Here is a 12,886-nt window from a genome sequence, read left to right on the forward strand (position 1 = left end):
TGGCTTGTTCAAGCGCAGCGGATGTCGCCCGATATCACACGGATTTCTCCATGACCGATCCTTCCAAAGGCAATGACTTCCTCACCGGCTGGCTGCCGGGCGTATTCATCAGGACTGCGGCGCCGATCGTCGCGATCACTACCGTCAACGGCCTCTTTGCTGTCGTCGACGCCTATTTCCTGGGTGCCTATGTCGGCCCCGACGCGCTCTCAGCCGTCAGCCTGATCTTCCCGGGGTTGATGCTGCTGGTCGCCCTGCAATCGCTCGTCTCGAACGGCATGGGAAGCATCCTCGCCCGCCGGCTCGGTGCCGGCGATCGCCAGGGCGCGCGCCGGGTATTTTCCGGCGCCCATACGCTGGCGCTCACCGTCGTCGTGATCCTCATCGTGATCTACTGGACCCTCGGCGAGCGGATCATCGATGCCGGCGCCGCCGAGAACACGGCCGTGGCCGACGGCGCCATGCTTTTCATGGGCGCGATGATCGCCGCGACGCCGGTGAGTTTTTTCCTGTCGCTGCATCTCGACGGCTGCGCTGTGAAGGCAGGATCGGTTTCATGACGGCGGTCACGCTCTCGGCCTCGCTGCTCAACATCCTCGCCAACTGGCTGTTCATGGCGGTGATGCATTGGGGCGTGCTCGGTTCGGCCGCAGGCTCCATCGCTTCGCTATTCGTCTGTCTCGCCGCCGTGCTCGTCTATCGCTGGCGCCGGCCGGCGACGCTCAGGCCTTCTCCCGCATTCGCCCTTGTCGAATGGCGCGGCATTGTCGCCTTGGGCGCTCCCATGAGCCTCGGTTTCATCGGCATATCGCTTGCCTCGGCCGCGATTCTGGTCAACGTCTCGCTCTGGAGCACGCGTGATCATACCGCCACCATTGCCGCCTACGGCATCATCACCCGTATCCTGACCTTCGCCTATCTGCCGCTGCTTGGTCTCAGCATCGCCCTACAGACGATCGCCGGCAACAATCACGGAGCCGGCCTTGGGATGCGCGTCGGCCGCAGCCTGCAGATCGCCATGCTCTCGGCGCTCGTCTATTGCAGCTTGGTGGAGATCACGGTGGAATTGCTGGCTGGCCGCATCGGCGCCGTCTTTGTTGGCGATCCCGCCATTATCGCCGAGGTCAGACGAATTCTGCCTTGGACGATCGGCGCCTATTTTCTCTTCGGGCAGATGCTGATCCTGTCGTCCTATTTCCAGTCGATCGGCGATGCGCCGCGCGCGGCGATCTTCGGTCTGTCGCGACCCTATCTTCTCACCCTGCCTCTCACCTTCCTGCTGCCTTTCGTCTTCGGCGAGCAGGGAATCTGGATGGTGCCTGTTTTTGCCGAGGCAGGCATGGTGGTGCTTGCCTTGCTGGTGCTGTCTGAGAATGCCAGGCGCCGCGGCTGGCGATACGGGCTTCTGCCCGCCTGAGACACGGAAGCCGCGCCTTCCTGCGCGGCTTCCGTCGATTGGCTTCTATTCCTTGCCGGTCCGAGCAGCCGATGTCGAAGCCTCCGCCTCGTTCAGTGCCTCGGCGCATTCCCGGCAGCAGACTTCGACGGTCTTGCCGCCGAGCTTGACGGTGATGGTCTCGGCGCCGAGTTCGCAGTCGCAGGCAGCGCATGTGGTCTTCTTCATCGGGTGATACTCCATTGATCGTCCCCGGATCGGGACAGCATCATAAGAGCATCGAAGACCGCGTCATCGCTGTCGAAAACTTTAGCGATTATCAACTCGGAAAGGCTCTAAGGTCGGCGTCGCAGTTGCGCCGAGCGCTGGAATTCGGCCGGAGTCTGATCGAAGGCCTGTTTGAAGGAAGCGCTGAAATGACTGTGGCTGGAAAAGCCGAGATCGAGCCCGAGCGCGGTCAGATCCTCATACTGGCCGAGCAAATCGAGCGCCCGGGCAAGCCGCAGCCTCAGCTGATAGCGATAGAGCGGAGTGGCCTCGACCTGCTGGAAGACCTGGGTGAGGTAAACAGGGGAAACGCCGACTTCCGAGGCGATTTCCGCAAGCGTCCAGCGTCTCGCGAGATCGGAGGAAAGCACCAGCTTTGCCCGGTCGACGAGTTTCTGCCGGCCGAGGCTGGCGCCGGCCGCATGCGAGGTGCGCTCGCCGAGCGAGCGGCGAACCAGCGTCAGGGCCAGCGTTTCCGCCTCGAGCGTTTCGGCGACGTTGCGCCTGAGACCGTGGCGCAGCAGGGCGACCAGCGCCTGCGCGCGAGGGTCGATCCGCCGGCGCTGGCGGCGGAAGGAAAAGGCCGGGCCGGGCTGGGCCTGCTCCTTCGGCGCCAGCTCTTCCAGCATGGATTCGTCGATCGACAGGTCGATGCAGCCGTCGCCGCCCGCGATCGGATGGCTGATCCGATAGCCCTGACCGGCATTGAAGAACAGCACCTGATTGGCTTCAGCCACCGTATCCGTGCGGCCGACATGGCGCATAAAGACGCCGCGATAGGGATAGACGAGGCTTGTTTTGTGAGCACATTCCTCGTCGCTCTTGTGGCGGCACTCGCCATTGCAGACGACGTCACGAATGGTGACGGTCTTGGTTTTCAGGAGCAGAGCTGTTGAAAACTGCGACATTGTATCGTCCGGTTCAGGCAGGCAGCCCGACAAGGCTGCGCTGGGGCACAGTACCACAGTGAGTCTGATGTTTCAGTAGCGGCTGTAAACGTGCACGTCGCTTTCTGTCTGCCCCCGGGAGAGGCCGACATCCTTCAACTGATCGTCGGAAAGTTCCATCAGCGCATTGTAGTTGCGCCGTTCGCTGATCTTGCGCCCCAGCCAGCGGACTGCTGTGGCGGCTGCAGAACGAAGACCGGGCCGCCGCGAAGAGCGGATATTGCTGGCCGGTATGGTGAATTGCGAGCTGTGCATGATGATCCTCCATCCTCATTGGACGGAGGCAGTGAACCATCACCGACAGTTTGGCGCTGTCAGATTATTTAGCGATCGAGCGCGGCCTTCATGCCTTCAGCAGCCATTCGTGCTCGGCGGCATTGTGGAATTTCCAGATCCGCTTCGGCCCGGCCATGACGTTGAGATAATAAAGATCATAGCCATGCGTTGCGGCGCAGGGATGATAGCCCTTCGGCACCAGCGTCACGTCGCCGTCCTCGATCGCCATCGCCTCGTCGAGCGAGCGGTCGTCGGTGTAGACGCGCTGGAAACCGAAACCCTGCGGCGGGTTGAGGCGGTGGTAGTAAGTCTCCTCCAGGAAGCTCTCGTTCGGGAGGTCGTCCTGATCGTGCTTGTGCGGCGGATAGGAGGAGGTATGGCCACCGGGCGTGATCACCTCGACGACGAGCAGCGAATGCGCCGAATTATCGTCCTCAGGCATGATGTTGTTGACGTAGCGCACATTCGTGCCCTTGCCGCGCGTCACCTGCGGATGCGTGCCGGGCGGGATCGCCTTTGCCTCATAGCCGCCGCCGCCGGGCGCCGAGCAGACAGCCAGTTCCAGATCGGTCTCCGCCGTGACCGACCACGTCGAGCCCATCGGGATATAGAGCGCATGCGGCGCCCCGTCGAAGGGATTCATCCGCTCGCCGAGCGGCCCGAAATCCTTCGCGCCGGCCGACGCCTTGCCTTTGCCTGTCACCCAGACCAGGCAGACTTCCCGATCGCCGGTCTCGCCCGAAACCGTCTCGCCCGGCTTGATGCGGTGCAGATCAAAGCCGACATAGGTCCAGCCGGCATTTTCCGGGGTGACATGCGTGACGCGGCCATGTGTGCCGGATGGTTTCACCTTGAGGTTTGGCATTGGTGTTTCTCCTCGTATGTTGGTGGGCGCAGCCCCCTCATCCGGCTGCCGCCACCTTCTCCCCGAGGGGAGAAGGGATATGCCGCGCCGTCGCTTTTCGCTTAGGGGGAAGGGGGGCGGATGAGGGGGCCGCTTGCTCCAGCGGTCCGGTCAGTTCGTCCCTCTTGTGAGAGGGGTCTTTCGGCCCGTTACCCCTTCGGAAAGCCTTCCGTTTCCACAGTATAACCAGCCGCGGTCATGACGCGCATCAGTTCGGCATGGCCGATCTCGGCCATTTTCTGCGGCGGCGCCTTGCGCGGATCCTGTTCGGCCTCGACGACGAACCAGCCTTCATAGCCATGGTCGGCGAAGCGTTGGACGATGGCGCCGAAATCGAGCGAGCCGTCGCCCGGCACTGTGAAGGCGCCAAGCGCCACGGCGTCGAGGAAAGACTGCCGGCTGCGGTCGAGCCCATCCACGACGGATTGACGAATGTCCTTGACGTGGACGTGGTTGATGCGGGCGTGGTGATTGTCGATGGCGCGCAGCACATCGCCGCCGGCAAAGGCCAGATGCCCGGCGTCGAGCAACAGCGGAATACCTTCGCCCGAAGAGCGCATGAAGGCGTCGAGTTCCTGTTCGGTTTCGACGACGGCGGCCATGTGGTGGTGATAGGAGAGCGGCATGCCCTTCTCAGTGCACCATTCGCCGAATTCCGTGACGCGGCGCGCATAGGCCTTCATCTCGTCGTCGGAAAGGCGCGGCTTGGTCGCGAGCGGCTTGGAGCGGTCGCCCTGAATGGAGCGGCCAACTTCGCCATAGACGATGCAGGGCGCGTTGACCGCCTTGAACAGCTCGATCATCGGCGCAATGCGGTCCTTGTTGGCCGAGAGCTCCTCATTGACAAGCGTGCCGGAGAACCAGCCGCCGCACAGCGTCACGTCCGCGGCGCGCAGGATCGGCAGCATCTCTTCCGGGTTACTGGGGAAACGGCGGCCTTGCTCCATGCCGGTGAAACCGGCGCTGCGCGATTGCCGCAGGCATTCTTCGAGCGACACATCGTCACTAAGCTCAGGAAGGTCGTCGTTCCACCATGCGATGGGCGACATGCCGAGTTTGGCCTTCATCAATACTCTCCTTAAAGACATTGCGGAGGAGCGGGTCGGCCCCTGCGGAAAAACGGGTTAACCTGTTCAGCCAATGCGCTGGGAGCCGCGGGCTTCGACATAACCCTTGCGCGCCTGGTTGACTTCTTCGCGCGGGCTGACTTCCGGCACCGCGACATCCCACCAATGGCCGCCGGCCTCAGTGGTGATCAAGGGATCGGTGTCGATGACGAAGACGGATGTACGATCGTTCTTCTTCGAGTCGACGATCGCCTGCTCGAGTTCGGCGATGGAGCTGACCTTGACGGCGATGGCGCCCATGCTTTCGGCATGCGCGCGGAAGTCGATCTCCGGCATTACCTCGTGATAGGAGTCCTTCAGCAGATTATTGAAGTTGGCGCCGCCGGTTCCCATCTGCAGCCGGTTGATGCAGCCGTAGCCGCGATTGTCGAGCACGACGATGTTGAGCTTGAGGCCGATCATAACCGAGGTCGCGATCTCGGAATTCATCATCATGTAGGAACCGTCGCCGACCATGACGACGACATCCCTTTCGGGGCGCGCCATCTTGGCGCCGAGCCCGCCGGCGATCTCGTAGCCCATGCAGGAGAAGCCGTACTCCATATGATAGCTGCCCGGCGCCGTCGCCGGCCAGAGCTTGTGCAGTTCCCCGGGCAGACCGCCCGCGGCGCAAAGCACCGTCGTGTTCCCGCCGCCGAGCGTGCGCGCCACCGCGCCGATCACCTGCGCATCGGAGGGCAGGGCGGTGTTGGTCGCCGCCATAGCTTTGGTGGCAGCCTCCATCCAGACCTTCTTTTCCGCCGTTACCTTCTCGGTAAGTGCCGCCGGCGCCTTCCAGCCGGAAAGGCCTGTCGAAAGCGCCTTCAGCCCTTCGCGCGCATCGGCCACCACAGGGTGGCTGTCGTGCTTCACCGCGTCATAGGCGGCGATGTTGAGGCCGACCATCTTCAGGCTGTCATTCTTGAAGAGCGCCCAGGAACCGGTCGTGAAATCCTGGCAGCGCGTGCCGACGGCGATGACGAGATCTGTCTCTTCGGCGATTGCGTTCGCAGCCGAGGTGCCGGTGACGCCGACCGAGCCGAGCGCCAGCGGATGGGTCTCGTTGATCGACGACTTGCCGGCCTGAGTGACAACGACGGGGATGGCGTGAGCTTCGGCAAAGGCGGCGAGTTCCTTCGTCGCCTGCGAATAGAGCACGCCGCCGCCGGCAACGATCACCGGCTTCTCAGACGCCTTGATCAGCGCGACAGCATTTGCCAGCTCGTCCGCATCCGGTTGCGGCCGCCGGGTCGTCCAGACCTTTTCCTGAAACAGGCTTTGCGGATAATCGAATGCCTCAGCCTGAACGTCCTGGCAGAGCGACAATGTCACCGGCCCGCAATCGAGCGGATCGGTCAGCACCTGCATGGCGCGCTTCAGCGCCGTGATGATCTGCTCCGGCCGGGTGATCCGATCGAAGTAGCGCGAAACCGGGCGGAATGCATCATTGGCTGATACGGTGCCGTCGCCGAAATCCTCGATCTGCTGCAGCACCGGATCCGGCGCGCGGTTGGCGAAGACGTCGCCGGGCAGGAAGAGAACGGGAATGCGGTTGACATGCGCGACACCCGCGGCCGTCACCATGTTCAGTGCGCCGGGACCGATCGAGGTCGTGCAGGCCATGAAGCGCGTGCGGAAGTTTGCCTTGGCATAGGCGATCGCGGCATGCGCCATGCCCTGCTCGTTATGGGCGCGGTAGGTCGTCAATTCCCCGCGCACCTGATAAAGCGCCTCGCCGATGCCGGCGACGTTGCCGTGGCCGAAGATCGCCCAGACCCCGCCGAAGATCGGCACCTTTTTGCCGTCGACAACAGTCATCTGTACTTTCAGGAAATGCGCGACGGCCTGCGCCATCGTCAACCGTATCGTCTTGCCCATTGGGGCCTCCCGCAATCTTCGTTCTAGTTGGTTTCCCCTCCCCAACCTCTCCCCACAAAGGGGAGGGGCCAACTCGTTGGGTTCGCCGCATTTCACCGCAACCTTGCGTCCGCACCAGAGCTCGTTTGTGGTGTGAAGCGATGCCTCAACTTAAGTCCCTCCCCCTTGTGGGGAGGGGCTGGGGAGGGGTCTAATTCTCAGTGAAGCCCACGCGTCTTAAGCCAGGCCTCTGTCAATTGCCGGAAGCGGTCGGCCATGTCGGCGATTGCCGCCTCGTCGTTTATCTCGCCGGAGAGCCAGGCGCGCGCCGGATCGGCAAAGATTGTCCGGCCGACGGCGAAACCCTTCACCGAGGGAGCCGCCAGCGTCGCCTCGAAACAGGAGATCAGTTCCTCTGCGGGCGCTTCGAGTCCGAGAAGCACGATACCACGGCACCATGGATCATTTTTGGCAATCACGGCATCGATCTTCTTCCAGGCTTCGCCGGAAGCCTGTGGCTCCAGCTTCCACCAGTCAGGCTTGATGCCGAGCGCGTAGAGTTCCTCCAGCGCGGTGGCGATCGTATCGTCGGTGAGCGGCCCGTTCTTGCCGGCGATGATTTCCACCAGAAGTTCGCGGCCGACCTTGCGTGCGGCCTCGAATAGCGTGCGCAGCTTCTCTTGCTGCTCCGTCTTCAGGTCGGCGGGATCATCGGGATGATAGAAGCACAGGCACTTGATGCAATGGCCGAGCGGCCATTCGACAAGCTGCGAGCCGATATCCTGGCTGAATTCGAAGCGCAGCGGCTTCGAGCCCGGCAGTTCGACAGGCCGGCCGATCCAGGAGAAATTCTTCGTCGCCGCATCGAAGAAGGCGTCGCGGCCGAATCGCTCGTCGATCAGCATGCCGTAGCCGTCGCGGCCGTTCGAAACGCGTGCTGCCGCCTCGACCGCCAGTCGCTTGAAGGCGACGATCTTCTTGTGGTCGACGCCGAGCTCGTCGGCGACGCTGACGAGCTGCGAGCGGTGGTCGATCGCCAGCGCCATCAGAAGCGGGATTTCGCCGCGGCGGGTGGATGCCCAGTGAATATGATTGATCGCCTCGTCCTTGCGCAGCGCCCGATGTTTGCTGCCGGTCTTCAGGAAGAAGTCGAGTTCCGCCCAGGTCGGATATTCCGGCGAGCAGAGCAGGCGAGAGACCGCGAAGGCCCCGCAGGCATTGGCCCAGGTGGCGCAGGTCTGCAGCGGCTCGTCGCGCAGGAAGCCGCGCAGGAAGCCGGACATAAAGGCGTCGCCGGCGCCGAGAACGTTGAACACTTCGATCGGGAAGCCCTGGCCGACGATGCCGGCTTCGAGATCATCGGCGATCGGCCCGTCATAGACGATGCAGCCCATGGCTCCGCGCTTAAGCACAATCGTCGCCGGCGTCAGGCGGCGGATCTCCTTCAGCGCGCCGAGCACGTCATCTGCGCCGGATGCGATGAGGATTTCCTCTTCAGTGCCGACAATGAGATCGCAATCGGGCAGCGTTTCCTTCATCTTCGAGGAGACGCGGTCGGATTTCACATAGCGTTCGAAGCCTTCCGCATGGCCGGCAAGGCCCCAGAGGTTCGGCCGGTAGTCGATGTCGAAGATCACCTTGCGGCCGTTCTCCTTAGCGATGCGGATTGCCTTGCGTTGCGCGGCTTCGGTGTTGGGCCGCGAAAAATGCGTGCCGGAAACGAGAACGGCGCGCGACGATTTGATGAAATTTTCGTCGATATCGCCTTCCTCGAGCGCCATATCGGCGCAGTCGGAGCGATAAAAGATCATCGGCGACACGCCCTCGGCCTCGACCGCCAGCAGCACCAGCGCCGTCAGCCGTTCCTTGTCGGTGACGATGCCGTCCGTCGCCACACCTTCGCGCGCCGCCTGCTCACGGATAAAGCGTCCCATCTGCTCGTCGCCGACGCGGGTGATGAGCCCGGACTTGAGGCCGAGCCGCGCCGTGCCGATGGCGATATTGGATGGGCAGCCGCCGACGGATTTGGCGAAGGAGGCAATATCCTCCAGTCGCGAACCGATCTGCTGACCGTAAAGATCGACCGAGGAGCGGCCGATGGTGATTACATCAAGCGCCGGCTCCGGCTGTGAACCCGGATTCGATTGTACCATGATGTCCTCCCGCTAGATCTTGCGCGGCTTCCAATGCCTGCGAATGTCAATAATGAAACATTGGTTCCGATATTTTGTCAATTCGGAATGTTTATTCCATTTTCTCTTTTCCAGCTTTGTGATGCTGACGCTTGCGACGCCGCTCGGCGATCGCAACCGGCAGCGCCATGGTGAGCGCCATCGACGCTGAAAGCGAGCGGAACCCGGCGAAATCCGCTTCCGCCACCTCGAACCAATGCGTGGCGCAGGCGGCGAGCGGCGAAAAGGCCGAATCGGTAATCGCAATAACGGGGACGCCGCGATCGGCAAGCTCCTGGCTTTGGCTGAGGCTGTCGGCTGCATAGGGCGAGAAACTCGCAGCGATCGCCGCATCCCTCGGCGATGCGAACTGCACCATTTCAGGATCGACTCCGTTCGGCGAGGCGACGATCTGATGGCGGATGTTGAGCTTGGAAAATGCGTAGCTCATGTGCGCCGTCAGCGGATAGGAGCGGCGCTTGGCGATCAGGTAGATCGTTTCGGCGGTGGCGAGGATATCCACCGCCTTCGTGAACGTCTCGCTTTGAACCGTCGCAGCCAGCCGGTTGACCGACTGGTTCGCCGCGGCAATGAATCCGGAAAGCAGGTTGGCGTCTTCGTCGTCGCCGCTCGTTTGCTCCAGCGTGACGAGCCGCTCTTCATAGCTCAGCGTCCGGTCGCGCAGTCTTTCGCGGAAGATGCTCTGCAGATCGGAAAAGCCTTCATAACCGAGATGATGCGCGAGGCGTACCAGGGTCGAAGGCTGGACGTCGGAGGCGGCCGCAATACTCGCCGTCGTGCCAAAGGCGATTTCGTCGGGATTGCCGAGCGCGAAGGCGGCGACCTGCGCCAGCCGCTTCGGCATGTTCGCCTTACGCTCGATGATGGTGCTGCGCAGGCTTTCGAAATCGCGCGGCACGCGCGCGTGCCTTTGGGGATCATTATCCATGCTTGCGGCTCACGGGATGAAACAAATATTCCATATCGCCGAGCATAGACGATTTCGAACGGCGCGCCTAATTGTTTTTAATCACCTGAAATTGAATGGGTTTTATACAATCGCACCGAGGAATGAAGGCCATATGCCTGCCAACGGTCTCTTGTCAAAATGATCCAAATATTCCAAAAATCCGCGCACACTTCTGGAGGAGACGGAAATGAAGCCACTTGGCATCGGTTTGATCGGCACGGGTTATATGGGCAAGTGCCACGCGCTGGCCTGGAATGCGGTGAAGACCGTGTTCGGCGATGTCGAGCGTCCGCGGCTCGTGCACCTGGCTGAAGCCAATGCCGGGCTTGCCGAGGCCCGTGCCGGCGAGTTCGGCTTCGAGAAGGCAACGGCCGACTGGCGGGCGCTGATCGCCGACCCCGAGGTCGACGTCGTTTCCGTCACCACGCCCAACCAGTTCCATGCCGAGATGGCGATTGCAGCCCTGGAAGCCGGCAAGCATGTCTGGTGTGAGAAGCCGATGGCGCCCGCCTATGCCGATGCCGAGCGCATGCTGGCTACGGCCGAGCGTTCCGGCAAGGTTGCCGTTCTCGGCTATAATTACATTCAGAATCCCGTCATGCGGCACATCAGGAAGCTTGTCGGCGACGGTGCCATCGGTACGGTCAATCATGTCCGAGTCGAAATGGACGAGGATTTCATGGCCGATGCCGACGTCTTCTTTTATTGGAAGAGCGAGCTTTCCGCCGGCTATGGTGCGCTTGACGATTTCGCCGTGCACCCGCTGTCGTTGCTCTGGTATCTTTTCGGCCACGTCGAGGCCGTCATAACAGACATGGTGAAGCCCTATGCCGACCGTCCGCTCAACCAGGGTGGCCGCCGTGCGGTCGAAAATCACGATGCCGCCAATGTGCTGATGCGGCTCGGCGGCGGCATCTCCGCGGTGTTGATGGCGAATCGCGCCGCCTGGGGTCGCAAGGGGCGGATCGCCCTGCAGATTTACGGCTCGAAAGGCTCGATCCTCTATGACCAGGAGCGCATGAACGAGTTCGAACTCTATCGGGCAGAAGGCCCCGGTTCGGAGCAGGGCTTCCGCAAGATACTGGCGGCGCCTGCCCATCGGCCCTATGATCGCTTCATCCCGGCTCCTGGCCATGGCCTCGGCTTCAACGATCTGAAGATCATCGAGTGCCGCGAGCTGATCCGGGCAATATCGGGCGAGCCGTCGTCGATCGTAACATTTAAAGACGGTCTCAGGATAGAAAAGTCGGTGCATGCCATGGCACAGTCCTTCCACGAGCGTCGCTGGATCGAAATCGGCTGAATGTAAGAAGCCGCTTTCCGTTGACGGCGCATGGGGCAGGGGATAGGCCTTGGCGTAAGTGTCGAGCCTAGTTTCAGGAGTGAGATCGTGACGGATAAAGTGGTGATCATCGGCGCGGGACAGGCGGGTTTCGCCTTGGCGGCCAAGCTGCGTGCTTTGAAGGATACGCGCCCGATCACCCTCATCGGCGCCGAGGATGTAGCCCCCTATCAGCGCCCGCCACTTTCGAAGAAATATCTGCTCGGCGAAATGAGCTTCGACCGCCTGCTGTTCCGCCCGGAACACTGGTATGCCGACAACGACGTCGATCTTCGCCTTTCGACCTGGGCCGAGCAGATCGAGCGGGACAGCAAGCAAGTTCTGCTGCAGGACGGCTCCGTTCTCGACTACGGCACGCTGGTGCTCGCCACCGGCTCGACGCCGCGCCGGCTGCCGGCGGCGATCGGCGGCGATCTCGAAGGCGTCTATGTCGCCCGCGACAAGCGCGATGCCGATCTGCTGGCCGATGAAATGCGCCCCGGCCGGCGCGTCCTCATCATTGGCGGCGGTTACATCGGCCTCGAGGCTGCGGCAGTCGCCCGCCATCGCGGCCTTGAGGTCACGGTCATCGAAATGGCCGATCGCATCCTGCAGCGTGTCGCGGCGAAGGAAACGGCCGACCTCATGCGCGCCATTCACGAGAGCCACGACGTAATGATCCGCGAGAAGACCGGCCTGAAACATTTGATCGGCAAGGATGGTCGGGTTTCCGGCGCCGCCCTTTCCGACGGATCGGTCATCGACGTCGATTTCGTCGTCGTCGGCATCGGCGTCGTGCCGAACGACCAGCTTGCCAAGGAAGCCGGCCTCGAAGTCGCCAACGGCATCATCGTCGATGAATTCGCCCGCACCTCCGATCCGGCGATTTTTGCGGCCGGCGATTGCGCCGCACTTCCATGGCAGGGTGGGCGCATCAGACTCGAATCGGTGCAGAACGCCGTCGACCAGGCTGAAGCTGCGGCAGCCGTTATCGCCGGCGGCGGCGAGCCCTATGAGCCGAAGCCGTGGTTCTGGTCCGACCAGTACGACGTCAAGCTGCAGATTGCCGGCTTCAATCTGGGCTATGACGACACGCTGCTGCGTCCCGGCGCCCGCGAAGGGGCTCATTCGGTATGGTACTTCAGGGAAGGCCGGCTGATCGCGGTCGATGCAATCAATGACGCAAAGGCTTATGTGACCGGCAAGAAGCTGCTGGAATCTGGCGCTAATCCCGATCGAGCGATCCTCGCCGACCCCTCGGCCGATCTCAAGAGCCTATTGAGCTGAGTCCGCGAGCGCGCGCCGCCAGGCGCGTGCGCTTGAAGGACGATCGGCCGAGCTTTCCGGGGAAGGGCGCAGACGAGCGATTGTTCTCGCTGTCCGTCAAAAGCCGAAACGCCGGCCCCTGCATTTCTTCTGGTGAAAACTGAAAAAACCCTTGCATTCAAAGACCGCTCACCCTAGTTAGGCCGCACCGGAGAGGTGGCCGAGTGGTCGAAGGCGCTCCCCTGCTAAGGGAGTATACGTCAAAAGCGTATCGTGGGTTCGAATCCCATCTTCTCCGCCATTTTTCGTTTGTCCGACCCGGAGACATAGGTAACAGTTTGTCCCTAAGACATGGGTGACAACCTCGTGCCGAACGGGTTGTCGATGGTTTGTAAGGTTCTCTGT

10 protein-coding genes, 1 tRNA gene and 1 pseudogene are annotated in these 12,886 nt (G+C 62.2%); 4 read left to right on the forward strand and 8 right to left on the reverse strand.

All coding sequences use genetic code 11. From position 1 onward, the window contains the following. Positions 1–50 precede the first annotated feature (50 nt). Positions 51–1,417 (forward strand): annotated as a pseudogene (locus tag FHT70_RS18775) (MATE family efflux transporter). 45 nt (positions 1,418–1,462) lie between these two features. On the opposite strand, the gene FHT70_RS18780 reads toward FHT70_RS18775, so the two are convergent. The 8 genes from FHT70_RS18780 to FHT70_RS18815 form a co-directional block, all read right to left on the reverse strand. Next, a complete protein-coding gene (locus tag FHT70_RS18780; protein ID WP_183703876.1) occupies positions 1,463–1,624 on the reverse strand; it encodes a hypothetical protein in 162 nt (53 codons plus the stop codon). 107 nt (positions 1,625–1,731) lie between these two features. Beyond that, positions 1,732–2,571 (reverse strand): helix-turn-helix domain-containing protein, encoded by an 840-nt coding sequence (locus FHT70_RS18785; protein ID WP_183703879.1) that lies wholly within the window; start codon positions 2,569–2,571, stop codon positions 1,732–1,734. A 72-nt stretch (positions 2,572–2,643) separates the two neighbouring features. Beyond that, on the reverse strand, positions 2,644–2,865 hold the full coding sequence (locus FHT70_RS18790; RefSeq protein ID WP_183703880.1) for a DUF1127 domain-containing protein: 222 nt from the start codon (positions 2,863–2,865) through the stop codon (positions 2,644–2,646). An 88-nt stretch (positions 2,866–2,953) separates the two neighbouring features. Further along, a complete protein-coding gene (gene iolB / locus FHT70_RS18795; RefSeq protein ID WP_183703882.1) occupies positions 2,954–3,751 on the reverse strand; it encodes a 5-deoxy-glucuronate isomerase in 798 nt (265 codons plus the stop codon). Between the two features lie 188 nt (positions 3,752–3,939). Beyond that, entirely contained in the window at positions 3,940–4,857 is a 918-nt protein-coding gene (gene iolE / locus FHT70_RS18800; RefSeq protein ID WP_183703884.1) for a myo-inosose-2 dehydratase, read from the reverse strand. 66 nt (positions 4,858–4,923) lie between these two features. After that, entirely contained in the window at positions 4,924–6,774 is a 1,851-nt protein-coding gene (iolD, locus tag FHT70_RS18805; RefSeq protein WP_183703886.1) for a 3D-(3,5/4)-trihydroxycyclohexane-1,2-dione acylhydrolase (decyclizing), read from the reverse strand. 197 nt (positions 6,775–6,971) lie between these two features. Continuing rightward, positions 6,972–8,906, reverse strand: a complete 1,935-nt coding sequence (gene iolC / locus FHT70_RS18810) for a 5-dehydro-2-deoxygluconokinase (protein ID WP_183703889.1) — start codon at positions 8,904–8,906, stop codon at positions 6,972–6,974. Positions 8,907–8,997: 91 nt separating this feature from the next. Beyond that, a complete protein-coding gene (locus FHT70_RS18815; protein WP_097599768.1) occupies positions 8,998–9,873 on the reverse strand; it encodes a MurR/RpiR family transcriptional regulator in 876 nt (291 codons plus the stop codon). A 208-nt stretch (positions 9,874–10,081) separates the two neighbouring features. Here FHT70_RS18815 and FHT70_RS18820 point away from each other — a divergent pair, with 208 nt between their 5' ends. The 3 genes from FHT70_RS18820 (at position 10,082) to FHT70_RS18830 (ending at position 12,782) form a co-directional block, all read left to right on the forward strand. Then, a complete protein-coding gene (locus FHT70_RS18820) occupies positions 10,082–11,197 on the forward strand; it encodes a Gfo/Idh/MocA family oxidoreductase (RefSeq protein ID WP_097599767.1) in 1,116 nt (371 codons plus the stop codon). An 87-nt stretch (positions 11,198–11,284) separates the two neighbouring features. Beyond that, positions 11,285–12,502 (forward strand): FAD-dependent oxidoreductase, encoded by a 1,218-nt coding sequence (locus FHT70_RS18825; RefSeq protein WP_097599766.1) that lies wholly within the window; start codon positions 11,285–11,287, stop codon positions 12,500–12,502. Between the two features lie 189 nt (positions 12,503–12,691). Continuing rightward, a tRNA-Ser gene (locus tag FHT70_RS18830) sits at positions 12,692–12,782 on the forward strand. Positions 12,783–12,886 lie beyond the last annotated feature (104 nt).

It is taken from the genome of Rhizobium sp. BK049, assembly GCF_014193135.1.
In the GTDB taxonomy this organism is placed as follows: domain Bacteria; phylum Pseudomonadota; class Alphaproteobacteria; order Rhizobiales; family Rhizobiaceae; genus Rhizobium.